The 25885-nt window shown below is 46.3% G+C and carries 19 protein-coding genes and 2 pseudogenes; 15 read left to right on the forward strand and 6 right to left on the reverse strand.

The window, feature by feature from the left end:
• Positions 1-7: 7 nt before the first annotated feature.
• The 3 genes from NSQ38_RS05785 (at position 8) to NSQ38_RS05795 (ending at position 2729) form a co-directional block, all read left to right on the forward strand.
• Complete coding sequence (locus NSQ38_RS05785) at positions 8-664, forward strand: amino acid ABC transporter permease (RefSeq protein ID WP_074092820.1); 657 nt, start codon at positions 8-10, stop codon at positions 662-664.
• Positions 661-1383, forward strand: coding sequence for an amino acid ABC transporter ATP-binding protein (locus tag NSQ38_RS05790; protein WP_339787673.1), 723 nt, complete (start codon positions 661-663; stop codon positions 1381-1383). The genes NSQ38_RS05785 and NSQ38_RS05790 overlap by 4 nt, the downstream gene beginning before the upstream one ends.
• A 215-nt stretch (positions 1384-1598) precedes the next feature.
• A complete protein-coding gene (locus NSQ38_RS05795; RefSeq protein ID WP_339787676.1) occupies positions 1599-2729 on the forward strand; it encodes an SGNH/GDSL hydrolase family protein in 1131 nt (376 codons plus the stop codon).
• Between the two features lie 119 nt (positions 2730-2848).
• On the opposite strand, the gene NSQ38_RS05800 is transcribed toward NSQ38_RS05795, so the two are convergent.
• Entirely contained in the window at positions 2849-3415 is a 567-nt protein-coding gene (locus NSQ38_RS05800) for a dihydrofolate reductase family protein (protein ID WP_339787679.1), read from the reverse strand.
• A gap of 69 nt (positions 3416-3484) precedes the next feature.
• Here NSQ38_RS05800 and NSQ38_RS05805 point away from each other — a divergent pair.
• Positions 3485-3655 (forward strand): annotated as a pseudogene (locus tag NSQ38_RS05805) (HTH domain-containing protein); the annotation flags it as partial.
• A gap of 525 nt (positions 3656-4180) precedes the next feature.
• Here the strand turns inward: NSQ38_RS05805 and NSQ38_RS05810 are convergent.
• A complete protein-coding gene (locus NSQ38_RS05810) occupies positions 4181-4384 on the reverse strand; it encodes a hypothetical protein (protein ID WP_339190557.1) in 204 nt (67 codons plus the stop codon).
• Between the two features lie 117 nt (positions 4385-4501).
• Here NSQ38_RS05810 and NSQ38_RS05815 point away from each other — a divergent pair, with 117 nt between their 5' ends.
• The gene (locus NSQ38_RS05815; RefSeq protein ID WP_339787682.1) at positions 4502-5146 is read left to right on the forward strand and encodes a hypothetical protein; all 645 of its coding nucleotides are present in this window, start codon (positions 4502-4504) and stop codon (positions 5144-5146) included.
• A 311-nt stretch (positions 5147-5457) separates the two neighbouring features.
• On the opposite strand, the pseudogene NSQ38_RS05820 reads toward NSQ38_RS05815, so the two are convergent.
• Positions 5458-5568, reverse strand: a pseudogene (locus NSQ38_RS05820) (dihydrofolate reductase); the annotation flags it as partial.
• Positions 5569-5637: 69 nt separating this feature from the next.
• On the opposite strand from NSQ38_RS05820, the gene NSQ38_RS05825 reads away from it, so the two are divergent.
• The 4 genes from NSQ38_RS05825 (at position 5638) to NSQ38_RS05840 (ending at position 8813) form a co-directional block, all read left to right on the forward strand.
• On the forward strand, positions 5638-6546 hold the full coding sequence (locus NSQ38_RS05825; protein WP_339787685.1) for a YafY family protein: 909 nt from the start codon (positions 5638-5640) through the stop codon (positions 6544-6546).
• Between the two features lie 60 nt (positions 6547-6606).
• Positions 6607-7533 carry an oxidoreductase gene (locus NSQ38_RS05830; protein WP_339787686.1) on the forward strand — a complete coding sequence of 309 codons (927 nt, stop codon included), beginning with the start codon at positions 6607-6609 and terminating at the stop codon, positions 7531-7533.
• 270 nt (positions 7534-7803) lie between these two features.
• Positions 7804-8073: a CD3324 family protein gene (locus NSQ38_RS05835; RefSeq protein WP_339787687.1), complete on the forward strand. Its 270-nt coding sequence runs from the start codon at positions 7804-7806 to the stop codon at positions 8071-8073.
• Positions 8074-8267: 194 nt separating this feature from the next.
• Entirely contained in the window at positions 8268-8813 is a 546-nt protein-coding gene (locus NSQ38_RS05840) for a hypothetical protein (protein WP_339787690.1), read from the forward strand.
• Between the two features lie 47 nt (positions 8814-8860).
• On the opposite strand, the gene NSQ38_RS05845 is transcribed toward NSQ38_RS05840, so the two are convergent.
• Entirely contained in the window at positions 8861-9721 is an 861-nt protein-coding gene (locus tag NSQ38_RS05845) for a GNAT family N-acetyltransferase (protein ID WP_339787693.1), read from the reverse strand.
• A 268-nt stretch (positions 9722-9989) separates the two neighbouring features.
• On the opposite strand from NSQ38_RS05845, the gene NSQ38_RS05850 reads away from it, so the two are divergent.
• The 5 genes from NSQ38_RS05850 (at position 9990) to NSQ38_RS05870 (ending at position 22349) form a co-directional block, all read left to right on the forward strand.
• Positions 9990-10583: a hypothetical protein gene (locus NSQ38_RS05850; RefSeq protein ID WP_339787695.1), complete on the forward strand. Its 594-nt coding sequence runs from the start codon at positions 9990-9992 to the stop codon at positions 10581-10583.
• Positions 10584-10852: 269 nt separating this feature from the next.
• Positions 10853-12994: an ATP-binding protein gene (locus NSQ38_RS05855; RefSeq protein WP_339787697.1), complete on the forward strand. Its 2142-nt coding sequence runs from the start codon at positions 10853-10855 to the stop codon at positions 12992-12994.
• Between the two features lie 4 nt (positions 12995-12998).
• Positions 12999-13697: a response regulator transcription factor gene (locus NSQ38_RS05860; RefSeq protein ID WP_076332148.1), complete on the forward strand. Its 699-nt coding sequence runs from the start codon at positions 12999-13001 to the stop codon at positions 13695-13697.
• Positions 13698-14081: 384 nt separating this feature from the next.
• Positions 14082-14912, forward strand: coding sequence for a septum site-determining protein MinD (minD, locus tag NSQ38_RS05865; protein ID WP_339787700.1), 831 nt, complete (start codon positions 14082-14084; stop codon positions 14910-14912).
• Positions 14913-15281: 369 nt separating this feature from the next.
• Positions 15282-22349 carry an InlB B-repeat-containing protein gene (locus tag NSQ38_RS05870; protein WP_339787703.1) on the forward strand — a complete coding sequence of 2356 codons (7068 nt, stop codon included), beginning with the start codon at positions 15282-15284 and terminating at the stop codon, positions 22347-22349.
• 201 nt (positions 22350-22550) lie between these two features.
• On the opposite strand, the gene NSQ38_RS05875 is transcribed toward NSQ38_RS05870, so the two are convergent.
• Complete coding sequence (locus NSQ38_RS05875) at positions 22551-22904, reverse strand: helix-turn-helix domain-containing protein (RefSeq protein ID WP_339787705.1); 354 nt, start codon at positions 22902-22904, stop codon at positions 22551-22553.
• 154 nt (positions 22905-23058) lie between these two features.
• On the opposite strand from NSQ38_RS05875, the gene NSQ38_RS05880 reads away from it, so the two are divergent.
• Positions 23059-23667: a flavin reductase family protein gene (locus NSQ38_RS05880; protein WP_339787708.1), complete on the forward strand. Its 609-nt coding sequence runs from the start codon at positions 23059-23061 to the stop codon at positions 23665-23667.
• A gap of 144 nt (positions 23668-23811) precedes the next feature.
• Here the strand turns inward: NSQ38_RS05880 and NSQ38_RS05885 are convergent, their stop codons facing one another.
• Positions 23812-25680, reverse strand: coding sequence for an AbfB domain-containing protein (locus NSQ38_RS05885; protein WP_339787710.1), 1869 nt, complete (start codon positions 25678-25680; stop codon positions 23812-23814).
• Positions 25681-25885: the final 205 nt, after the last annotated feature.

The raw sequence follows: 25885 nt of genomic DNA on the forward strand, positions 1-25885 counted from the left end.
GGTACGGATGGACTCCTCCTTACAAGTCATAATAGACGCACTGCCTCTTCTGTTAGAGGGTACAGTCGTTACGTTAAAACTAGTCGTGATCTCGCTCATCATTGCGATGGTGATCGGATTGATCTCAGGTCTGATGAGCACTTCTTTGAATCGATTGTTGCGGCTGGTAGCTACACTTTACGTGGATATCATCCGTGGTACCCCCCTTCTGGTGCAGGTATATTTCATCTACTTCGGGTTGCCTGTGTTCCTGGATATGCGTATTCCGGCGATGACCGCAGGGATTATTGCAATTAGTCTGAATGCCGGAGCGTACATCTCGGAGATTTTCCGGGCGGGGATTAATTCAATTAGCAACGGGCAGCATGAGGCGGCGCGATCCCTGGGCTTAACGCGTTTCCAGACGATGAGGCTGGTTGTGTTACCCCAAGCAACCCGGCGCATGATTCCTACCTTTGTGAACCAGTTCATTATTACAATTAAGGATACCTCGCTGCTGTCCGCGATCGGTATCGCCGAATTAACACAGAGCGGGGAGATTATTATTTCCTCCAACTTCCGGGCATTCGAAATCTGGGGTGTGGTGGGCATATTCTATCTGATCATTATTGTTCTATTGTCCCGGGCTTCCCGGTTCATTGAGAGGAGGTATGCGATCCGATGATCACAGTACAGAACCTGAAAAAGCAGTTTGGTGCCAATGAGGTATTGAAGGACATCTCCACAACGATTCAGGAGAAAGAAGTTGTATGCGTCATCGGGCCTTCCGGGTCTGGTAAAAGTACCTTCTTGCGTTGTCTCAATCTGCTAGAGGGTGTGACGTCTGGCAAGGTGACGATTGGTGGTATTGAGGTCACTTCACCCAAGACGGATATCGATCAGTTACGAACCAATGTGGGCATGGTGTTTCAACAGTTCAACCTTTTCCCGCATCTGACCGTGCTGGAGAATATCATGCTCGCGCCGAAGCATATCAAGAAACTAAATAAGGCCGAGAATGAGAAGAAATCAATGGAACTGCTCGGCAAGGTGGGGCTGTCTCAGAAGAGGGATGCTTATCCCGAGCAGTTGTCAGGTGGACAACAACAGCGCGTAGCCATTGCGCGTGCACTTGCCATGAACCCAAGTGTGATGTTGTTCGATGAACCTACATCTGCACTGGACCCGGAGATGGTTGGAGAAGTGCTGCAAGTCATGAAAGACCTCGCTCATGAGGGAATTACGATGATTGTTGTTACACACGAGATGGGCTTTGCCCGTGAGGTGGCAGATCGGGTGATCTTTATGGATGGCGGATATATTGTAGAAGAAGGCACGCCTGAAGAGCTCTTTCAGAATACTCAGCATGAGCGGACCAAGGCGTTTCTGGGTAAGGTTTTATAACGATACTTGAACAAAAAGAACTGAAAAAATCCCCTATGGGCGAACGATCGTTCCAGAACATCTGATATGATGGACTTGAACATGGCTTGCTTGCAGGGGATTTTTGGTGCTGTGCGTAATACATAATAAGATGGATTGATCACGACGAACATGTTATCGATACATAGGAAAGCGCTTAATAACTACTTTTATGAATCGTTGAGGGGGAATAAAGGATGAGTGTACAAGCGAATACCGGGTTAAAGATCTATGAGTTAACGGAACTGCCTTATCTCAAAGTGCATGGCAGAACAACTGGAGAGTTGGCTCCGTTGACGTTATTTTGGACGGGGAGTGCAGTTGAACTCAATGTACGGGGCTCCGAACTATGGGTTGAAGTAGAGTCGCAGTATGATATGTATGAGTCATGGATCAGCATTTTGATCAACGGTGTTCCGGTGATTAGACAGATGTTAACGGCGGGAAGGTACTGGGTCTGTGTATTCCGGGGTATGAACGCGGATGTGATGAAGAATGTTCGGATCGTTAAGGATGTTCAAGCGATGAGTGGTGACCCGGGTTGTGCCTTGCAGATTCATGCGGTGAAATCGGATGGAGCATTCCTGCCTGTGCAGGAAAAACCGTACAAGATCGAGTTTATCGGTGACAGCATTACATCTGGCGAAGGTGCGATTGGGGCAAAAGCGGAGGAAGATTGGATTCCGATGTGGTTCAGCGCCATACATAATTATACGTTTATGACAGCAGAGGCATTGAATGCAGAATATCGGGTCATCTCGCAAAGTGGCTGGGGTGTGCTGACAAGTTGGGATAACAATCCAAAGGGGAACATCCCCGAGTATTACGAACAGGTCTGTGGCTTGCTTACTGGTGAGCGTAACGAAGCGTTAGGTGCAGGTGATGAGCATGATTTTGGTTCGTGGCAGCCAGACGTGGTGGTCGTGAACCTGGGCAGCAATGATGGGGGTGCCTTTCAGTCACCTGAGTGGAAAGACCCCGACACTGGCAAGGTGTACAAGCAGCGTATGAACGAGGACGGAACGTATCATGAAGAAGATCTGGCTGCTTTTGAGAAAGCGGTGGAGCAGTTCCTGTTCAAACTTCGAAAAAACAATCCGGCGGCACATCTCGTATGGGCTTATGGCATGCTTGGTTTTCCCATGATGCCTGCCATCTACCGTGCGGTTGATTCGTATACAAAGGGGACAGGAGATCGTAAGGTTACGATTATCCAGCTTCCCGATACAACCGAAGAGACGGTAGGGGCGCGCACCCATCCAGGCGAGTTATCTCACCGTAGGACGGCAGAGGTTTTAGCGGAATATGTACGAGGAATACTAGGATAACTTGAAATATGGTAATGGAAAGACCACTCTTTCATGAACGGGTACCCCCAGTGGTTAGATGGTGTCTAACTTTATGGTGTCCCTTTATCACAAGAATGGTCTTTCCCTTTTCTACTCATCTAGACATTCGGTGGTGTGTCCGCTGTGCCGCTGTTCTGTACCTCATAACGAATTGAGATGATCTGTCCCAGCGTCTGGGTCCGGATCATTTTGAAGTGACTGGGCACAGTGCCTGCCGGGAACAAGGGGATGCCTTCACCAAGAATTTTGGGAATGATGGCGACCTCAATCTCATCTAGTAATTTTTTGGCTAACACAGCTTGAACCAATATGCCGCCACCCACAATCCACACGTCTCCTTCAGAAGTTTGTTTTAACTGGGGAATGAGTGTATCTACCTCCTCGGTTGTAAACTGTACATTCGGAGCGGGCGGCTGTTCCGAGCGAGAAAGCACATATGTTGGCCGATCCGCATAGGGGAAATCTTCGGAAAGTGTGAGCACCTCTTCATACGTATAACGTCCCATAACAACGCTACCGATCGTTTGATAAAAGGCAGCATATCCGTTATCTCCTCCGTCACCCTCCACATCAAATAACCAATCTACCGAACCATCCAGTCTTGCGATATATCCATCCAAACTCATGGCAATGTACAAAATGGTTTTGTTATTCTTCATGTTCATCGCTCCCTTCTACAATGTATGATACACTTTAACTATGACAAAAGTTGACGTAGTTAGGATGTTGAATTCATGAATCATCGGAAACTGGCGATCATGCGCCTGATGGATTCCAGACAGAAGTTCACTGCCCGGGAACTGGCAGAACGGTTCGACGTCTCGGTTCGTACGATCCAGCGCGATCTGGATGCATTGCAGGCACTAGGTTTTCCTTTGTATACAGAAGTCGGTGTGAACGGCGGATTAATCTATTCCGAGTCTGAGAAGTATGGCTAGATGCCAAAGAATCGAGAAAAATTGTTGATGTGGCGCCTGCAACTCATAGGATTTGGAGCGAGGATTGCCGCACCAAAGAAATTTCTTTCACAGTACGAGAGATAATATACTATGGCCCAGAAGTGATGATGATCTTGACACCTAATTTGAAGCAGCAGCTTAGAGAGTTTCCGGGGGACTTATTTGGACCCAGTAGAGTCAGGAATGAAGGATATTCTGTTCCTATATATAAAATATAATAATTTTGATTATTATGTATACATACGCTGTCGCTCAAAGTGATTAATTTTATTACACCTCAGTATTATTGTAGTAAGAGTGATTTGTCAGATAGTTTTCAATGATTTTTTTATATTAAGTTAAAGTTCTGTAATCACATCGTATAGAAAAGGTCCGTAAACTATTGTTCACGGACTCTTTGAAATCTATGTCTTTGTTTGTACTCACACTATATATTTTAATGCTGCAGAATAAATATATAGTAAGATTTTTTTAGTTTGATCTCTTCTTTCTGAATATTAAATTTGTCAATGTACCAAACACAACACATACCAGCAGAGAGGCAATAAATATTTTGACAATTGCCCAAATGAGTGAACTGCCTGTATCTCCCGTTAGATTTACAATTAAACCTAAAAAAGCGATGAAAAAGAAAATAATATAATCCTTCTTCCTTAGCTCCTTTGAAATTAACATAATATTCATCTCCTTCCTAAATATTAATAAAAATGGGTTACATTAACTGGTTTAATATGGTACTATTACATTGTTGCAACCAATTATACCATATTGTATTACGAAGGGAGCAAGAAAATGAAAAAATATTTAATCAGCTTATTTGCCGCAACACTCGTATTATCTTCTTCTACAGCGGCCTTTGCCGCAGATATCGAAGGTTCAGTTTCACCTAATGTAGTTCAAGCTCAATTTGCCCTTGAAGCTAATGATCCTGCCAAGATCGATGAAGCTCTAGAATCAGGTTTGGCTGTTGATGGATCCAATCCAGTTGCTACATATACCTTTGATGACGGTAGTTATATTCAGCTAACATCGACTAATAACTCTGTTTCAACTCTAGCTGCCGTTGCTGCCTCCAATGATATTTGGAATGCATCTGTTTCTTTAAGTGCACATAGCGCCGTAACAGGAGATAATTTACTTCTATGGACTTATACATTAAAGCAATCCTATATTACCAATGGAAAAAAAATCACTTGGCATGATTCTGTCCCAACTACAAGCTTCTACAGCCCAGTATGGAGTCTTTGGAATCTGGATGGCGAAACACCAGGAGTAGGACCTGCCCCTGGCGATTCCAATGGTATTCGTGCAAAATCATCTATTAAGACGAGCTTTGGAATTTGGGAAATAAAACCTCAAACTACTAGTGGAGAGATAATTATCAACATTAAAGGTGATGGGAGTTATTCATCAACAGCAAATAAGTGGAATGGCTAACTGATTACCACTTCACATACCAAAGACTCGCCTAATATTAGGCGAGTCTTTGGTATGTGAAAAGTGGCCAGTCAGATCTTTTTGTAACGGCTTTTGCATTCTTATGTGCAGATAAAATTAGTTTTAAATTAATTTAATTATCAAATCTGTAATTTGCTAATAATCGTAATTAGTGATTAATAATGTGGCTGATATACCGTAAATATAACTTGAATGTGAAATCAACTTCGAATATTGCATTGTTGTAAGTTCTATCAAATGACAAAAGATCTAAAGATAGCATTTCAGTATATCAACGATCTGCTCCGATTACCATCACCCTCCACATCAAATAACCAATCGACCGAACCATCCAGTCTTGCGATATATCCATCCAAACTCATGGCAATGTACAAAATGGTTTTATTATTCTTCATGTTCATCGCTCCCTTCTACAATGTATGATACACTTTAACTATGACAAAAGTTGACGTAGTTAGGATGTTGAATTCATGAATCATCGGAAACTGGCGATCATGCGCCTGATGGATTCCAGACAGAAGTTCACTGCTAGGGAACTGGCAGAACGGTTCGACGTCTCGGTTCGTACCATTCAGCGAGATCTGGATGCATTGCAGGCGCTGGGTTTTCCCTTGTACACCGAAGTTGGCGTGAACGGTGGATACCGGGTATTGCCCAATCGGATTTTGCCACCTCTTCAACTGACACAGCAGGAGGCATTAGGGCTATTTATGATGCTGGAATATCTACAGCAAGTCCCGGATTTTCCATATGGATCAATGCGTGAACATCTGGCTGAGCAGTATTTCTCTACTTTGCCCGAAGATGTACAGGATCTGATTATGCGAATGAGGGAGCATATCACCTTTGTCCAGCATCCCGGTGAGCATGCCGAGCCTTTAACAACCGAGATATTGGGTGCAGCGGTAGAAAAGAGAGAAATTGAATTTATGTATCATGCCCGCAATGGGCATAAAAAAGTCCAGGTCTTCCCATATGGTATTTACTATGAGCAGGGACATTGGTACATGCCAGCCCGGAATAAGGATCGCGTATTGTTGTATCGGGTGGATCGCATGCAGCAGTTGGCTGTTATGGAATCGGTGGATGAATCTGTTCCCAGTCTGAAGGCATGGCTAGATACCAAAGAAGATAGAGCAAGCGTAGAAGTGGTGCTGCATTTCACGGAATTTGGAGCAAGGATTGCTGCGTCAGATGTGTTGTTCAAGTCGGTTGAAGGCCATGAGTGGCACGGACTTGTTCCACCCGAGGAGTTCTCTTTTACAGCGCGAAAGTTACTCTCCTATGGGCCGGAAGTGAAGGTGGTGTCTCCGCTCGAACTGCAACAGCAGGTTAGAGGGATGCTGGAACGGAGTTTAAGTCAGTATGGTGGGGGATAAAAGCTTTCAAACGCTGGATATTAGGGTATCAAGGAAGAGATAAGAAAGGTGTGTAGATAAATGAGCGAAGTTTGGACTAAAGACATCATCCCGACTGTATCCGATAAAGTAGTGATTGTGACAGGTTCGAACGGCGGGTTAGGGTATGAAACGGCATTAGCGTTAGCTGAAAAAGGCGCAAAAGTTATTCTTGCAGTTCGTAATCTGGAAAAAGGTAAAGAGGCAGCTAATAAAATAAAATCGTCTGTGCATGTAGCTGGAGAGGTACTCGTTATGCAGCTCGACCTTAGCGATTTAGCTAGTATCCGTAAGTTCGCAGCCGCTTTTCTTGAGCAATACGATTCTTTGTCCATTCTCGTTAATAATGCAGGAATTATGAACCCTCCATTCCAGTTGACGAAAGATGGCTTTGAATTGCAGTTTGGTAGTAATCATCTAGGCCATTTTGCGCTTACGGGTCTACTATTGCCTCGATTGATCTCTACTCCGAAATCGAGAGTTGTCACTGTAAGTAGTATGGCAGCTCATAATGGTGCGATTGATTTTAATAATTTAGATGGCTCCAAAGGATATAATCCCATGAAGTTCTACAGTCAAAGCAAGCTAGCCAATCTGATGTTTGCGAGAGAGCTGCAGAATAAATTTAATTCCGCCCATATTGATTCCATGAGTATCGCCGCTCATCCAGGGATTTCGCATACCAATCTATTTTCCTTTGGTTCGGGGAAACAGACCAATATATTCATGCGCAGTCTTTTGAAAATCATTAGTCAACCGGCACATATGGGGGCATTACCTACCTTATATGCTGCAGCAGATCCGACGATCACGGGAGGGGAGTATATTGCTCCTGGTGGTATGGGCGGCACTAAGGGCTATCCCAAGAGCGCTAAGATCATCGAAAAATTATATGACGCTAACATTTCAAACAAGCTATGGAGCGTATCAGAAGAATTAACAGGGGTATATTACAGATTCGACGTGTAGATTTTGCCATTAAGAAAAGTAAGCCTTATTATGGTATGGACAGTTAAAAGTTCTTCAGCACGAATAAGATTAACTGAATGGGGGGCTACCATGATTCGATTCATAATAAATTTAACGACCCGCTCTATGCAGAGTCCATGTGATGAACAACGGCGGTTGTTTGCATAGAGCCTGAAATTCATTTCCGCCATCCATTGTAGTGCATATTCAATGTGTTCATCGTAAGACTCTGCTGCCTTAAAGATTTTAACTTTTAAGGAGTGGAGCAACGTGAAATATATTAATGCGGATACAATCTTTCCGGAAGAATTACTCAAAGAAATACAGCGTCATATCCCCGGAGGCCTGGTCTATATTCCGAGGCCCAAGGATGCCCATAAGAAGTGGGGAGAGAATTCGGGTGGCAGAAGGGTTGTCCAGGAGCGGAATGACGAGATCCGCCGGCTTTTCGCTGCGGGAACAACTATCGATCAGCTTGTGGACCAATACTGTTTATCCATCGATAGCATCAAGAAAATTGTGTATTGCAAAAAGGGATGAAACTATAGAAGCCATGTTCGAGCAATCGAATGTGGCTTTTTTACTGTAAGAATAAAGAATGGTTATTAAAGCTTTTTTACATATTCGAGGTTGTTAATTACGCGTACAATTCATTTGACGGTAAAAGGTTATGCGGTGAGAGTTCATGAATTAACTCCTTAAATCATCTGGTAAGGCTGGTGAATATGAATAATATGAATATAGAAGTGAAATTAACGAATAAAGACGAGGCGTATGTGATTAAAAATATATACCCGCTATACCTTCATGATCTATCCGGACATTATGGTCTGGGTGGAGAGCATACCCCGAACGAACATGGCATTTTCGAACCAAGTCCTGATTATAAAACGTTACAGGATCAGTATGATGTTCAGAACATCTGGTGGGAAAAACCGGAGTGTCTTTATCCGTTCCTGATTACTGTGGAGGGTACACCGGCAGGTTTTGCGTTTGTGGCTACTCCGCCATATTGCTCACAAGGCACGGATTTCTTTGTACATGATTTCTTTCTGATGCAGCCATTTCGAGGTGTAGGCGTTGCTGAACACGCGGGATCGACGATCTTTGGCATGTTTAGAGGAAACTGGGAGTTGTTCACCAATCCATCGGAGAACAATAAGATTGGCCAATCTTTCTGGCGGAAAACAGTGGCTAATTATACCGAAGGTAACTATCAGGAAATGTACGGGCATACATCCGATGGCTATAAATTGATTTTTCAATTCTCCAATATATAAAGAGAGACCGTCTCCCTTTGAGGAAAACGATCTCTCTCCACTGCCTTTTATAGATTGCCGTTGAAATAGTGATACTCAGAATTTACTTCAAAACCAACACTGCGGTACAGATTCAAAGCGCGTTTGTTCTCGGTAACCACAGACAGGCGGATATCTGTGTAACTTTGTTTCCTTAGGAGATCAACCAGGATGCTAAGCGCAGTGCGCCCCAGTTTCTGTCCCTGATAAGCAGGCAAGATACAGAAGTTATGAATAAATGCGGTTGTTGCATTAATGGAGTTGACCCGTACCAGCCCAACAGGCAGTTGATTCTGCCACGCAATATAGGTGACTCGGCTGGGTCCATTTGTTTGCATAAAATACTCGCGTGTCCAGTCCTCCGAATCTCCAAAGGCTTGGGAGGAGCAAGTGACCATAAACTCCATATCCTCGGTTTCTGCCACGGCCAACGTTAGTTCAGGTGGCTCCACAACCGAAAGGACCTCATTCACAAGTTGCATCGAGTACTCGGCACGATCATAAATGGCTCCAAGGGATTGGGCAGTAAGAACACCCGGAGATAAACCCTGAGGAACGCGATAACTGAGTTGGTTGATTCCCTGTGGTTTCATGTCCAGGGTGGCCCTTTTCAGTAGGCTGCTGAACACACCTTGGCGACGATAATGCGGATGTACGATGGCGTTAATATTTCCGGTTACGACGTCAGAAGCATACCAACTGAGGAGTCCTGCCAATTCACCGTCGCGATAACAGAGGAGTGCATGGTCTCCGTCTTTTTTACTGATATGGTCAAGGTCTGCTTTCAGATGAATGGAATCGAGCTGTTTACATTGTTGTTCGAGTAAAATAATTGCTTCAATCTGTTCCTTGGAATCATAAATCATAGGAACGACTTGATAAGTTGACATAGCTTTCACACCTTCATTGTTGAAGGAAACACGCAGTTATTGGACCCGCAGGCGCTATCCTTCGAGAGTTGGTCCAGTTGTAATTTTGATCATCATTATTATCTCCTCCAAATCACTTCCCGATGACTATAACACAATCTATTATGAAGATGACAACCATTGGATGTAATTCAGTGGGTGTCTGTTCAGATGCGCCCAATAACTGGACATTATATCCTATTGAAGGGATAATTGAGAGTAATACTGACGAGAAAGGGAGGGATTAACCATGCGCAAGTTGGCATATGTGATGGGGACATTATTTCTTTCCACCGCCATGTTAATGGGATGTACACCATCTGAACCAGCGGAAAGCACGGAACCCGTCACTCCACCAGCAACGGAACAGCCAAGTCATACGGGGGACCAGAAGGCGACTTCGGAGGAGCAGCAACAAGCGCTCGAAATGTCGCTGGATTATAAGACAACAGAACTCACTGTGGATGGCAAGGACTATGATGATACATTAGAGATGGATGGGTTATTGGCCAAAGGAGAGACGATGAAGCCGTTCCTGACCTCCAGGAATTATGAGGCTTACATGGCTAATCGATATATTGTCTTGCCTCTTCAGGTTGCACACATCGAACAAGCGAAACTGCATCCTGAAAATATACAAACCAAGATCAAAGATAACAAGAGCGACTGGATTCTTGTGGAATACACGCTCGATCTGAAGTTTACAGACGTGAACGGCAAGGAGTTCAAGTCTATTCCGCTATCGGGCGATATCACCTTTTTGCAGGATCAGGGAGAATGGCGCATTCAGGATGATACCTATAACATCAAGCCCTTCACAGAAATCATCAATGATTCACTATAATGCATGAGTCATCTGTGAATCTGGCACATACAGATTGTGCTCGGATTATTCATTGCGAATAAGATCCTTCATATCAGTATGCACTTCAAAGTGTGTACTTTTTTTGTGGCGGCGCACCCAGCTAAGCGCGCGTCGTCAAAAGGGTATCATCGCGATGTTAGCTATCAACACCTGCTAGAAATTTGCAGGGTACATTCTCCTGTATTGATGATATTATTTGGATGATCAACTTACTTATTGCGCTCTTGTAGAATGGGGTTGGGTTCATCATGAGGGAGATTCTCCGAGTCGGTTCTCGTAAGGTTTGGTTGTATATCATTGCTGCTGTTATTGGTTTGGTTACAGGCTACGTCGTCCTCTCTTCGTCAGACTCTCCTGGGCTCCAAAGTGAAGAAGGTATTCTGGATTTAACGCAGGCTCAACTTAGTACGAATCCGCAAAAATTAACAGGAAAGTGGGCGTTCTATTGGCAAGAACTGCTGTCGCCTGAGGATATGCGGGTTCGTTCGGCAAGGGAAGGAAATCAGGACCACTGGATTAACATTCCAAGCTCCTGGCGGGGCTACCCGTTAGAAGGTCAGCGGCTGAGCGGTACAGGCTATGCAACCTTTGGCCTGGTCGTTCATCTAAGCGAGCAGGATCGAGATGAGATGCTTGCTCTGCGGCTGCCTAGCATTTTTAATGCGTACAAATTATGGGTCAATGGCGAGCTGCTGGCAGAAGTTGGTGAGGTTGGTCAGGACAAGCACAGCATGACCCCGCAACTGGAAACAAAGCTGGTGTATTTTCAGCCTGAAAGCGACACGTTAGAGCTGGTCATGCAAGTCTCCAACTTCCAACATCATCGGGGCGGTATTACCAAGAATATCGAGCTGGGTGGCAGTGACGTAATAACGACCAAGACCAATCTGAATCTTGCCAGGGATATGTTCATCACGGCAAGTTTGCTAGTGATCGGTTTGTATAATCTGCTGTTGTTCATGCTGCGACGTAAGGATAAAGCTCCGTTATATTTTGGCCTGTTTACTGTACTGCTTGGTATTCGATCCTTGTTCAACGGCGAGCTTATCTTTACACAATGGTTGCCTCATTTTCCTTGGGAATTGCAGTTCAAAATCGAATATCTGATTCTTTGCCTCAGCGGTTATATCATCACCATGTATTTTGATTGTATTTTTCCGAATTATGTGTCGCGATGGTTTCGTCTTGGCACCCGGATCGTAACTGGTGCATTCTGTATCCTTGTAGTGGTAACCCCTGCAATTATATATACAAAATTTTTGCTGGTAATCGGTGTGATGGTAGTTCTACATATGATTTATCTGATGATCGGGCTGGTTCAGGCGGCTGTGCGACGTATGGAGGGAGCGCTGATCTTCCTGCTGGTGTCGGTGGTTACTTTGGTCACGGTTGTCAACGATTTTTTGTATTTTAACGGATGGTCGCTAGTTGGAAATACATCTCCGCTTGGCTTATTGATATTTACGATCGCGCAGCTGATTCTGTTGTCTTCGCGATCTACGAGGACGGCATCGAACGAAGAGAGAATTACACGTGAATTACAGTACGTTAATGATAAGCTGATTGAAATGAATATGAATCTGGAACAGACCGTTCAGGAGCGAACACAGGCCTTATCTACAGTGCATGATGATCTCCAAATCTCGTATGACCGACTGCTTCACTCCGAGCAAGGGAGGAAGAAGCTACTTGCTTATATTACGCATGATCTGCGTATGCCGTTGTCCAGTATGCTTGGATATGTAGAAGCTATACAGGACAGGGTCAAGCCGGAACGCAATGAACAATATCTGAAGTACATCCGGGAGAACACAATAAGGATTAACCGTATGATCGAGGAGTTGTCTTTCTTGTCGCATTTGGAGACCGGACAGGTCTCGTACCGAATGGAGCCGATTCAGATCATTCCCTTCTTGCGTGATTTTTTTGAACAATATGAGCTGGTTGTGCGTGACGCAGGATTAGATTTCATACTGGATATCGGAGATGCAGAGGATCAACAATTTAACTTGCCTATTGTTGAAATGGATGCCAAAAGAGTAGAGCAAGCCTTGTTTAATCTAGTGTCGAACGCTATGAAGTTCACCTCCAGCGGAGGGCTGTTACGTATTGCGCTAGCTGTAGACAAATTGAATCATGCTCCCCATGCAGTCATTAGCATACAGGATTCTGGAATGGGTATTCCTCCGGAGCAGCTTGAGCAAATCTTCGAACGTAATTACAGATATGATCGGCCGGGAATGGGCATAGAGGGCAGTGGACTGGGGCTGGCAATTTGCAGGGAAATCGTACAAGCGCACGGAGGCATGGTTCGAGCGGAGAGCGACGGCAAGATGGGGGCGACATTCTATGTAACGTTTCCTTGTACGGTGATTGAAGGAAAGGGGTGATGAGATGGACACGCACAAAATCATGATCGTTGATGATGATCCTCATATATGCGAGATTGTGCAGGTGTATTGTGATAGGGAGGGATTTGTCTCCACCTGCAGTCATAGCGGGTCAGAAGCGATGGAGCTGCTTGCATCGTTTGAGCCGGATTTAATTATACTGGATATATTGCTGGCTAATGAAAACGGTATTGACTGGTGCAGGAATGCGCGTAATCTCACCAGTGCGCCGATTGTGTTTCTGAGCAGTCAAGAGGAAGACGAAATAAAAATTAGCGCATTGTCCTATGGCGGGGACGATTATGTGACCAAGCCGTTCAGTCCGGGAGTGCTCATGGCCAAGATCAAGGCTCACCTTCGCAGAGTGTCGACGGGTAGAAGGGAACAACTGCTGGAGTTACCGGGTTTGACACTGGATTTCTACACGCAGTCCGTCAACACGGGGAGTAAACCTATCTATTTATCGAAAAAAGAGTTCAGTCTGCTGTCCTATATGGCACAAAACGTGAATCGTGTCGTTAGTGTCGATACGTTGTTTCAAATCATCTGGGGAATGGAAAGTCTGGAGGATACGAGAACGGTCGCTGTACATATCAGTAATTTACGCAAAAAAATTGAGTCTGACCCTGCCGACCCCGAGCGAATCATTACGGTTCGGGGGAGCGGATATATGCTGGTTTCTAACAGTACGTCACAAGCATGAATATAGCAGTAAGGGTGGTAGTCTATTATAAATGGGAAAATGGCGTTGGAGCAGTACCCGACGCTATTGGCCCATTTTTGTTTTTTCCACTAGCTTCGTAATCGACTCATAATATTGAATTCCTCAACACCGGTCTGCGCTTTTCCATCCTCGTCAAAATGATGTGCCATCTCTCCGAAGAATTAAACGATCCAATACGTACGGATTTAAAGTTTTCTTTAGGTTTCTCAAGTAGGATAATCCATCATGATAAAATCACATTGGTCGATATAACGACATATTTCATCAAATTGTAACTGATTATTAGCTAAGAGGACGTTCATTCGAGCCGGATCAAACGATAATACGTGAAGAAATGGTTGTCTTGCTGTCCCGCATTAGTACTTGAAGAAGGAAGTGGCTTCGATGGCACGAGTTATATGTATTACATCAGGGAAAGGTGGAGTTGGCAAGACAACGGTCACAGCTAATCTCGGGACTGCCCTTGCCTTATCGGGGAGCAGCGTTTGCCTGATCGACGCTGATTTTGGATTGAGAAATCTGGATATTCCGCTTGGTTTGAGCAATAGGGTAAGGTATCATATTTCCGATTTTCTGACGGGTCGATGTGCTTTACATCAAGTGATCGTCAAAGATAAGCGAATCAGTACCTTGTCCTTTATCTCCTGTAGTAACGATGCGGTGCATCACGATGATCCGCAAGTTTTTGGCGAGGTTGTGCAGCAAATAGCCCAGAACTATGATTATGTGCTGATCGATTCGCCGGCAGGCATTGAAAATGGATTCTGGAATGCAGCTTTGGCAGCAGATGAGGCTATTGTCGTTACTACGCCTCATCGTACATCGCTTCAGGATGCGGATCGCGTAATCGGATTATTAGAAGATATGATTCCGGCTCCGCCACAGCTCATCATTAATATGGCCGACGGACAGGAAGCCCGTTCGGCAACGGTAAAGATGCAGGATATTATCGATATTCTCAATATCGGTGTGATTGGCGTGATCCATGCCGATGTAGAAATTATACGTTCCGTACATAAGGGCATCCCGATTGCGCTTAATCCCGAGTTTGAAAGCGGGCTGCGCTTCAGGCATATCGCCCACAATGTGGCGAAGAATCAGCAGGAGCCTTTTATCTCAGTGAAACCCAAGAGGCATATTAGTATTTTTTCACTTCCTCAAAGACTGCGTTGGGGGAAGAGCAGTTCGTTATAGTCGATTCTGCTAGGTGAATCGTTCACACGCGAATCATCTGGAATGGAATGCAGACTGGCTTAGGAATTCATGAAAAATTGTGGTGTGGGAGTTACCTTCCCTACGCCGCTATTTTTGATGTCATTGATGTTCTCACTTGCAAGTAGTTGCTTACTTAAAGTTTTCTTTATAATTCACAAGCGCCCCTATCTCGCATGATAAAATACGGAAGAAAAAACGACATAATTTGCATGTATTGGTGTCACAATTCGACTGCGACTGCAGGAAGGTCGGTGACGAATTCAATCTGTAAAGTTGGCATTATCGTACCTTAAAGAAGTCGAATTTTGGATGGTCTTTTTTAGTTTGATCTATACATAGAAGGGATGAATGAAAGTGAAGAAAGTAAGACAGGGATGGAAGGTGAGCCGGCAGATCCTGATGTGGATGCTGGTGATCAGCTTAATAGTTTCTGCCGTGCCCCTATTACCAGCGCAATCGGCAGTAGCGGCTGAACTGCCGATCCAGCAGACAGCAGTAACCAAATCTAGTGGTTTCCAGGATGTGAGTCCAACGGACTGGTTCCACGATGCAGTCGTCCATGTGCAGGAGAAGGGCATATTCAGCGGAACGAACGCGAATAGCTTCTCTCCTAAGGGGACAATGACACGTGCCATGTACGTGACGGCACTCGGACGGATGGCTGGGGTAGATACAGGAGCTTATTCTACTTCTAGCTTTGCCGATGTACAAGCGGGCAGTTGGTATGCCCCATATGTCGAATGGGCAGTTAAGGAAGGAATTACCGACGGTACGGGCGGAGGAAAATACTCGCCGAATGCCACTGTATCTCGGGAGCAAATGGCGACGATGACGTTGCGGTATTTCGAAAGCGAACAGATCCCTTATCAGACCGAGAATCCGGTCACGACAGAGCCGGGCGATCTCGGGGATGTATCGCCTTGGGCGGCTGACGCGGTCATCAAGCTGTGGCAAGCCGGTGTGTTCACCGGGGATGAAAAGGGGAACTTCAATCCGCGTGCACAAGCGACTCGCGCGGAAGCAGCGGTTCTCTTCATGCGTAACAACGCGGTTGTAGAGGCGTGGAAAAATCAGAATCAAACGCCGGTTACGCCTACTCCAACACCAACACCAACACCAACGGTGACACCGACGCCAACGCCATCAGCAGGTGGTAATAGTGGCGGCGGAACGTCTGGAGGCAGCGGAGGCGGTAACACCGGTGAGGCTACATACACACTTACCTTCGAGAGCAACGGAGGTACGCCAGTTGACGCGCAGAAAGTGCGGAAAGGCCAAGCGCTAAATAACCTGCCGGCTCCAACAAAAGAAGGATATATATTCCAAGGGTGGTTTGCGGATAGTGATCTTTCACTCATCTTCGCAAGCGGCAGCACCCTGAACGCGGATACAAAGTTGTATGCGAAGTATACCGATAGCATAGATCGTGCCGTACAGAGCGTACCAAGCTATTCGGTATTGGATGTCGCGCCGAACTTCACCATTAAGGTGCAGGATTCATCGGGCAGTCTAACGGAATCCCAGGTCAAAGAGGGGATGACCTTCGTGGATACGGCAAATCCCGAATTCGAAGGGGTTACCGTCTCTGGCGGGAACGGAGTCTTCACCGTAGCATCTGCAGCGGAAGACGGTAAGTTCGTCGAAGGCAACACATACCAACTGGAGTTGACGAATGACAAGCTGTCGTTCCAAGGACAAGATGAGACGACAAGCATTTACGTGTTTAGTGTTGCCAAGCAAGAGGTTATTGATATTCCGCTTAATCCGGATATGATCTATCTTCCATTCACAGATGTCACGGATATGATATTGAATGGCGAAGCTGTTGGTTCACCATCAATTCCGGTAGTTAGCACGACAGTGGGCGGTAGCGAAAATGTGCTCGCTGAAGCGAATGCGAGCAGCGGAACGTTCGTGTATTCCGGCAACACCGTGATTCAAGTCGGCGATACCGTCGCCATTTATCAAGGGGTTCGTCCCGATCTGCGCACGTTAGAAACCACCGGCGCTGACGACGGCGATGTGGCCTACGTCCAGATCACAGAGGTAGACGGAAGTACTTATACCTATGACCATGCAGATACCAAGCAAGTGTTGCTCAAGCCGGATGTTCTGCCGGTGAGTGTACAAGCGGACACAGATGGAGACCCGAATAACAACTCCATCACAGTTGAGCATACCCAGATGAACTACAGCGACAGCCTGTATGAGCCGTTCGGCTTGGATGAGTTAACCACAGTCGATGTGGGCGACTTTATCGGTTTTTATGAAGGCAACTTCGCTGAAGAAGGTTCTCGAGTTGTCAGTTATGGACGTATCACTTCGATTACGCCTGCAGCAGAGATGGATGTTATCACATATACCGATGCTTCTATTGAAGATATTGAGAATGTCTTCAACATCTATCAGAAGCAAGCAATTGACGGCGAGGATCTGTTATCGGAAGAGCAGATCGCGGAGCTTGAAGAGCAGATCGAGCAGCAAGCGATTGCTAGTGGATTTGTCAATCAGGCCGCAGATTATCTATCTGATCTAGCCCTGGAAACGAAGGATATCAGGGATTTGAAAGAAATCCAGCAGATCAAGGCTCAGTCTTCCCTGGCCTCGGGTAAAAGTAGCCGGGTCAGCGTGGAGAATTTGACTGTCGTTGCTTCACTCGGGACGATTCTGAAGAATATTAACGGCCGAAGTTCCGGCGTCAGCGCCACACTGCAAGTCGGCGCCGATATTGTTGTGAATATTAATGAAGACAGCGACATGGTTATCCATATGACCAGTACATTCGTTCAAGAAATGAGTCTGGATCTCGGCATTAATGGTGATATACAGGGGCATTGGCTGAAAAAGTGGGGAATCCCTTACTGGTATAGCATCGACGATTATGTGATCACTGCGAATCTGGATGCCTACAGCTATACCGGACTTAATATTACAGCAGAGATGGCTCTCATTGAACACGATAAGTTGCAGGCTGCACTGAATAACTGGGCCGGAGAGAAAAAAGCCGGCAGGTTAGGTCAGGTACAGGACATCGCCACGCAAATCAAAGCGTCTATGGACGGTGTACAAGATACCTCCATAGATACGGATGAATTGAAGGAACAGTACCAAGAGATGTTGGAGAAAGACACGGAATGGATTCCTTTAATCAAGAAAGAGCTCTTTGAAAAAAGTGTGCGCGTGGCTTACGGGATTGTAGAAGTCAAATTTGAAGCAGAGTTTGTAGTTAGTGCTCAGGTTAACTTGACAATAGGTGCAGATTTCTACTACAAGATGGCGAAGCGTTACTCTGTGACCTTGCGCGTGTTGAGTTTTAGCGGCTCAAGCAATACGGTCAGTCTGCCGGGAGACGGCGATTACCAATTCACTTTCTATGTGATGGGCACGCTTGGATTGCGAGCCGGTATTCATATGGAGGTTAAAGCAGGACTTGGCAGTGTCAAATTGAATAGTATCGGGCTTGCTGTAGAACCTGGTGTGTATGTGAATCTGTGGGGCTACTTCTACTATCAGTTGAAAAATGTGAGCGGGGTGAAGACCACGAAGTCTCTAGGTGCCCTGTTCGTTGAGATTGGCATTTATCTAGAGGTCGCAGTCGGTGCCCAGTTGGGTGATGGAGCCCTCTCGGCTGGCAAAGAGCTGGTCGATAAAGAGTGGCCGCTCTATACCATTGGGGAACCGGATAACGTCTATGACTTCGCCTATCCGCAGGATGAATCACTTGAATTTACCTTAGCGGGTTCTGCGTCATCCATCGCTGTTCCGGAGTTGTGGCTCACGATGAGTACGTTTGATTTGACGACAGGCGACACGGATACTGAGGCGTATGATCTTTCGAGGTTCGATATCCAGGTGGACAATCCGAATTTCAAGGTTAACGAGGCTGACGGGAAGATCGAGGTGGTAGACACCAGTCGTCCAGTGAGTAAGGGGAGCTTGGTCATTACTTGGAAGGGTGCTCCGCTCTCATTTACGTCTGATCCACTTAAGCGCACCATTCCGTTGACGTGGCGCGTCACAGCGGGTGAATACATTTTCCAGTTACACCCAGGGAATGGTGGCGTGACTCAGGTACTTCCTTTTGTTTATAATGCAGCGGTTAATGTACCTACTCCGGTCTATCCGGGCTATACATTTGACGGATGGTATACGGCAGCTACAGGGGGAACAAAGGTAACGATTCCAAGCCGTATGCCTAAGGATGATTACGAGCTGTACGCGCATTGGAAGGTAAACCATAATACGCCGTATACAGTGGAGCATTATTTGATAGACCCGGATACAAGGAAAGCGACTTCGGCTTCACCTGCGTATACAGAGCTATTGACTGGAACGACCGATACGGAGATTCGCATCAATTCTGACCGATTCAAGAGCCAGGGTTATGCGAATGGAGAATCCGTCGGACGAATCATCAAAGGAAACGGATCGACGGTTGTAAGAATCGAGTACTACCCGGCGAGTCATACCGTCGCTTTCAATCTAGGTTATCCAGGCGCTCCACGCAGCACAATAACCGAACCGGCTGGCAGAAATATTGCGGGTCGTATCCCGACCCCGACTAGAACGGGTTATACTTTTGCTGGATGGTCACCGGAAGTGCCAGGCACCATGCCGACTTCGGATACTGAGTACACCGCTATATGGTCTGCCAAAGAAGATACGCCTTACCAAGTCGTATACTTGAAGCAGAATATGGCGAGTGACACCTATACGGTGGCCGATACGGAAACGTATCGCGGAGCTACCGATACAGAAGCTAATCTGACGAATATAACCCCTAGATCCTATGCTGGGTTTAAATTCGATGAAAATGTTCCGGGAACGGTGTTAACAAGCCAAATAACGGGCAATGGAAAAACAGTGTTGAAACTGTACTACAAGCGCGATGCCCATACCTTGACGGTCGATTACAACGGTTCTGGTCAGGCGACCAAAGTTATTGAAGTTCCGTTTGGCGCTACGACGCAGCTATATCTAGGTACACCGATCTGGCAGGGACATGTCTTCGCGGGATGGTCACCGACTCCTCCGACGACCATGCCTGAGGAAAGTATGACGTTCACCGCGCATTGGACCACGAACGCTTACACGGTGAAATTCAACAGTAATGGCGGAGCGGAAGAAGTGGAGAACCAGACGGTGGGATACGGCAACTTGGTTAGCACACCGATTGAACCGACGAATGAAGGCTATGTATTTGGCGGTTGGTATACTAGCAGCGATCTGACAACTCTCTACAACTTTACGGCACCGGTAACGGGTGACCTTACGTTGTACGCGAAGTGGCTGTTACGCTATACGGTGAGCTTCGAGAGTAACGAAGGCTCAGTAGTCACGAGCCAAACGGTGAATGAAGGGTCTAAAGCTGAAGCTCCGGTCGCTCCGGAGCGCGAAGGTTATGTATTCAGTGGTTGGTACAGCGACATAGAGCTGATCACCCCTTACGACTTCACAACAGCAGTAGTGACGACGGATCTTACGTTGTACGCAAAGTGGACGGTTTATGTACCGAATACCTATACGGTGACTTTTGAAAGTAATGGTGGGTCGATCGTAGATGCCAAAACGGTGAACGAAGGCGCTGTGGCTTCCGCTCCCGGCGTTCCTATCCGGGAAGGCTATACCTTCAGTGGTTGGTACAGCGATATAGACTTGACGACTGCTTATGGTTTCACAGCAGGAGTTATGGAAAATATAATGCTCTACGCGAAGTGGACAAGAAACAGCTATACGGTAAGTTTTAGCAGCAACGGTGGATCATTGGTGAGCAGCCAGTCCGTGAGTGACGGCGATACGGCTACGGAACCTGCTGCCCCAATACGTGAAGGTTATGTGTTCGGCGGTTGGTACAGTGACATCGGTCTGAACGAAGCTTATGACTTCACGACATCGGTGACGGCGAGCCACACGTTGTACGCCAAATGGACAGTAACCTATACGGTAACCTTTGAGAGCAACGAAGGTTCGAGCGTAGATGCTCAGACCGTAGAATATGACGGACAAGCTATAGCTCCTGCCGTTCCGACAAAGGACGGATATATATTCAGCGGTTGGTACAGTGATGCAGGCCTGAATGAAGCTTACAGTTTCACGACACCAGTGACGGATAACTTGACGTTATATGCCAAGTGGACATCCGACAAACTCACGGTGAGCTTTGATAGCAACGGTGGATCGGCTGTGGATGATCAAGTTGTGAGTCCTGGTGGCCATGCTACGGCACCTACTGCTCCGATGTGGGAAGGTTATGTGTTCGCAGGCTGGTACAGCGATCTCGAAGGAACAATAGCCTACGATTTCCAAACGGCAGTGACAAGCAGCCTTACCCTGTACGCCAAATGGACGGTAACACCGTGGTTAAACGTAGCTACGTTGCCACGAGCGTCAGGAACGTATCAAATTTTAACCGACAGCCAAGGTGCGATTTACGCTTCTTATAATAAACATGATGCTTATCAGGGTGGCCTTGGTGGTTATAGTTATGTTGATCATTTGTACATGGACAAATACGAGGGAGGCGAGTGGAAAAATATCTACCAAGGCACGGAGAAGAATTGGCTTACGAGGTTTGCCTTGGACAATCAAGACACTCTTTACCAGACTTCTTCCAGCGGCGAAGGTGTATATTTGCAGAGATATAACGGAAGTAGCTGGGAAGATATAGCCCGTAATGGATCTCTTCCGGGAGAAGGATCAGACATTGCGTTTGACCACAATAACGTTCCTTACCTGGTGTATAATAATTCAGACAATAAGATGCAGGTAGTGAAATACGAAGGAAATCAATGGGTGGCTGTAGCCGGTGGAGAAGATCTTGGTGAGAAGACGGGTAGTGCAGTCATCCAATTCGATCAAAACAATATCCCATATGTATTGAACGCGGTGCAAACTAACGCTAGTATTCTGGATGTAGCTGTTCTCAAATACATCAATGGAGCTTGGGAGCGGATCGGTGACTTTGGCCGAGTGGATGTAGAACCTGGGTCTGGGATATACGTCAAAATGGAACTCAATTCAAATGGTATGCCTTATGTACTGTATTCCGCTCCTTCCACAGCTGCTTCCCCTTGGGTCCTGATGAGATACAATGGAACGGACTGGGAAAAGGTTGGCGAGTTCAACTCTTCGATGAGAAGAAATTCGTATATGGGCCTCTTCATTGATAAGTACGATATTCCTTATGTTGCTTATGAAGATTCGGCAAATGGTCAACGGGCAACCATCATGAAATACGAGGGCGAGTGGGTCGCCGTAGACAAACCTGGTTTCTCCTCAACTGAAGTTCATGATATACAAATCACGAAAGGCAAAGACGGTAATCTGTATGTGATGTATAAAGAGGGAGTTGCTAAAGTTAATCAGCTTTCACCGAATTTCACTAAAATATATATACTGAAACATAAAATTGAATAGTGCAAAGCTTTAATAACAAGTAAGTAGAAGAAGGAGCTGTCCCAAAAGCCTTAGACTTGGCTTTTGAGACAGCTCCTCTTTGCGTTAGCAAGGCGAGGGCAATAGCTGCAATCCCTTCCCGCCCCCACAATAGGGAGAATGGCGCATTCTCAAGATGATACGTACCATGTAGAGCTCTTATCTGAAGTCATAAATAATTCACTATAATTCATGCAACGGTTGTGTATCAGGTACGTTATGCACACCCCATTTGCAGATTTCCTCCAGAATGGGCATTAGACTCTTGCCTCGGGGGGTTAAGGAATACTCCACTTTGGGCGGAGTCTGATCATACTCCACTCGTTTTATCACACCTTCATGTTCCAAATCGTTCAGTTGAGAGGTTAATACCTTGTACGTGATCCCGGGGACACGCCTTTTGAGTTCGCCGTAGCGTGTGACCCCATGAAAGGCAAGTTGATACATGATTTTCATCTTCCACTTTCCGCCGATAATGGATAGGGTGTAGTCGAATGGGGTGAGTGTTTCCGCTGGTTTTTTACTCGGGTTATCCATCACGAATAAGCTCCTTTATGCAGGTACGCACTTCAAAGTGCGTACTTTTTTTGTGGTGAACAAGTGTATATTCTTATACCAACTATATGTTTCCCGTGGGGCTTTGTAAACCGAAGGAGCTGCTCAGGGACAGAGTAGAAAGGAGCGAGTGTCATTGGAAAAAAACAATGTATTTGAGTTTGCAACAGGTGATATCACCAGCGATGAAATGTATAAATTGATGATCGGTTCCGTGGTACCACGGCCTATTGCCTGGGTTTCTACGCGAAGTATGGAGGGTGTGCTTAACCTCGCTCCATTTAGTTTTTTTACCGTTGCTTCACGCAATCCGGCGACGCTGCTCCTATCCATTGGGCCTGGTGTAGGTGAGAGAGAAGGAACAGTGAAGGATACACTCGTCAATATACGAGAGACGGGAGAGTTTGTGATCAATGTAGTTCCCGCTGTACTTGCAGCGTCCATGCAGCGTTCTTCAGCAGATGTAGCATCGGACGAAGATGAATTTAAACTGGCGGGGGTTACACCCAAAGCAGGCATACGTGTAGATGTACCTTCCGTGCTCGAATCTCCGATTGCTTTTGAACTTACATTGGATCAGATTATTGCGGTGGGTACAGATCATCTGGTTCTTGGAAAGGTAGAGCACGTACGGGTGAATGCAGAGGCATATGCCGGTCATTATAAAATAGCGATCGAGAGCTGGCAGCCACTAGCCAGTCTGGCTGGCGATTACGCTCTAATTAAATCTACATTTTCAACCTGAGATAGGGCTACGTAATCTATATCTGGAGTGGTGCAGCAGAAAGAACCGCTTCTTCAGTTTGTGACTCCTGAAAAAACGGCCTTTCCAAAGATTTAAATTGTAGATGTAGGTGGCTGGGCTAATCCTCATTTCCAATTATTTTGCTTAGAAATTGGTTCGCCCAAACGTAGCGTCACTCTTCACCGTTGAACTGCTGGATGCATTGATCGCATCGAGTTGTAAAACGTAATCATAATGCCGGATGTAATATCCGGGCTGACTGTATAATTGAAGGGATACTTTGGTGCTGTCGGCCCAACCAGGGCTGCTCAGGAACGTAGCATCTCCTTTGTAGGCAGCGGTGTCGGCGTAAGCTTCAAGTACAATTTTGTTGCTGGCATTACGCTTCAGAAAGTAGCCTGGGAAGTTAATGGACTCCAGTGATATTCCTGTAGAGCTGGCAAGACCCGGTACGACGCGGAACTGTGAGTCCAGGGCAGGAGAAACATTGGCATCCACGCGAGCGGTGTAATTGGCATGACGGATGTATCGATCCGAATAATTATGTGAACTGAACCGGCTGTAACCTGTGGCTTCAGGTGTTGCAGGACCCAACATTTTGACCTCGTGCAGGGTTGGGGTATACCAGTTACCCGGATTATTCCACAAGACGGCGTTCACCATATTGATCCGTACATAACGGGCGGTGAAATGCACAGCATCCGTGGTGAAACCATAGGTCAGATTGTTGGTGCGATCCAAGGTGGAGTAATTGACACCATCGTTGCTAATTTCGATTTTATATTTGTAGTACCCCTCGGAACCTTTATACATAAACCAGGACGTGTCAATCTCCGTGATCGTCTTCGGTGCGCCGAAGTCCACCTGCCACCATGCAGGCCAGCTATTGGAGGAAGCAACCCAAGACGTCTGGTAGTTGCCATCATTGACGTTGGATGCAGACGAGCCGGAGGCTGTGGAGATGGCGGTAGCTGTTTTGCCTTGTGCATGGTTGACGAGAGCGGGTGGTGTTACTGTGCCTGTTACTGCGTCGATGTTCCACGTTTTATACCACTCCAGTGATGCTGTTCCGTTCGAATCATTCAAGGTTAGCGGCAGCCAGATATGTTTGTGCTCTCCAATGCTCATCGGATTCCAGCGATCCCCCATGTAGATGTAAGATGTGGTGTTGCTGCCTGTAATCGTGGCAATATCATGGATCTGCGAACCGAAGGCAGATGGATTGCCATATGGTGTAAGTGCAGTCCACGGGCCCGCCATGGAAGTTGCTGTAGCATAAGCCCCCTGATTCGGATACCAGCCAGCGGCTTGGGAGGTGAAGAGGTAGTAACGGTTTCCTTTTTTCACAACGGCAGGTGCTTCACGGTAGGCATTCTCGAACAGCCAACCCTCGAAGGATTGTATTCCGGTGTAACTTGCATTCATTTTGAAAATAGCCATCGTATCATTGGCTCCGCCATTTTTGCGTGAAGCAGTAACCAGATAACCTGTGCCATCTGTATCAACAAAGACGGTCATGTCACGGGATTCATAATTGAGTGGGCGGAAGCTGCCCTCATAGGTGAATTTGCCATTCGGGGTATTGCTTGTTGCGACCGCTACACGCCCGAGGTTGTAGTCCGTACCATTCTCATAGTGTGCCCAGAGCACATACTGGTTGGTGGAGGCGTTATAGATAACTTTGGGGCGTTCGATCTTGCTGGAGGCTAGCTCGGTTGCGGAATCTTTCGTCAGGATGGCGTTGCTGAAAGTCCAGTTCTTCAGATCCGTGGAGGTGTAGACGTTCACACTGTCAAACCTGCCGCCCACCGCATGTTCACCGTACAGATAATACGTCGAGCCTACCTGTAGAATGTTGCCGCTGTTCGCATGGATGGGATTGCCTGCGGTGTCGAGCCAATCGGTGCCATTGGTTATCGTGACACTTGCTGCGCTTGTTCGTTCAGGATGAAGTCCAAACAGGGTGAACGTGAGTGCAAAGACCAGAAACCAAACCGCTTTCCTTTTACCCATGACATACACCTCCCAGAAGATATGCAACTGAAATATAACGCTTTCATTTATATTCTAGTTGGACTAAACTCTTTTTCAAGTGAACAATCCATCCATTGCTGAACAAACCTTCATTTCATCGGGGCTGAGCGGTGAGAGCGAGGGAGTTGTGCTTAAATATCATGTGCGATGATGTGGAGAGAATCAGGTACACGCGCTAAAATGA

The organism is Paenibacillus sp. FSL R7-0313 (genome assembly GCF_037969885.1).
GTDB lineage: Bacteria > Bacillota > Bacilli > Paenibacillales > Paenibacillaceae > Paenibacillus.

Coding starts and splice junctions, on each gene's coding strand:
- NSQ38_RS05785 (WP_074092820.1), top strand. CDS start 8: ATGGACTCCTCCTTACAAGTCATAATAGACGCACTGCCTCTTCTGTTA.
- NSQ38_RS05790 (WP_339787673.1), top strand. CDS start 661: ATGATCACAGTACAGAACCTGAAAAAGCAGTTTGGTGCCAATGAGGTA.
- NSQ38_RS05795 (WP_339787676.1), top strand. CDS start 1,599: ATGAGTGTACAAGCGAATACCGGGTTAAAGATCTATGAGTTAACGGAA.
- NSQ38_RS05800 (WP_339787679.1), bottom strand. CDS start 3,415: ATGAACATGAAGAATAACAAAACCATTTTGTACATTGCCATGAGTTTG.
- NSQ38_RS05810 (WP_339190557.1), bottom strand. CDS start 4,384: ATGTTAATTTCAAAGGAGCTAAGGAAGAAGGATTATATTATTTTCTTT.
- NSQ38_RS05815 (WP_339787682.1), top strand. CDS start 4,502: ATGAAAAAATATTTAATCAGCTTATTTGCCGCAACACTCGTATTATCT.
- NSQ38_RS05825 (WP_339787685.1), top strand. CDS start 5,638: ATGAATCATCGGAAACTGGCGATCATGCGCCTGATGGATTCCAGACAG.
- NSQ38_RS05830 (WP_339787686.1), top strand. CDS start 6,607: ATGAGCGAAGTTTGGACTAAAGACATCATCCCGACTGTATCCGATAAA.
- NSQ38_RS05840 (WP_339787690.1), top strand. CDS start 8,268: ATGAATATAGAAGTGAAATTAACGAATAAAGACGAGGCGTATGTGATT.
- NSQ38_RS05845 (WP_339787693.1), bottom strand. CDS start 9,721: ATGTCAACTTATCAAGTCGTTCCTATGATTTATGATTCCAAGGAACAG.
- NSQ38_RS05850 (WP_339787695.1), top strand. CDS start 9,990: ATGCGCAAGTTGGCATATGTGATGGGGACATTATTTCTTTCCACCGCC.
- NSQ38_RS05855 (WP_339787697.1), top strand. CDS start 10,853: ATGAGGGAGATTCTCCGAGTCGGTTCTCGTAAGGTTTGGTTGTATATC.
- NSQ38_RS05860 (WP_076332148.1), top strand. CDS start 12,999: ATGGACACGCACAAAATCATGATCGTTGATGATGATCCTCATATATGC.
- NSQ38_RS05870 (WP_339787703.1), top strand. CDS start 15,282: ATGAAAGTGAAGAAAGTAAGACAGGGATGGAAGGTGAGCCGGCAGATC.
- NSQ38_RS05875 (WP_339787705.1), bottom strand. CDS start 22,904: ATGGATAACCCGAGTAAAAAACCAGCGGAAACACTCACCCCATTCGAC.
- NSQ38_RS05885 (WP_339787710.1), bottom strand. CDS start 25,680: ATGGGTAAAAGGAAAGCGGTTTGGTTTCTGGTCTTTGCACTCACGTTC.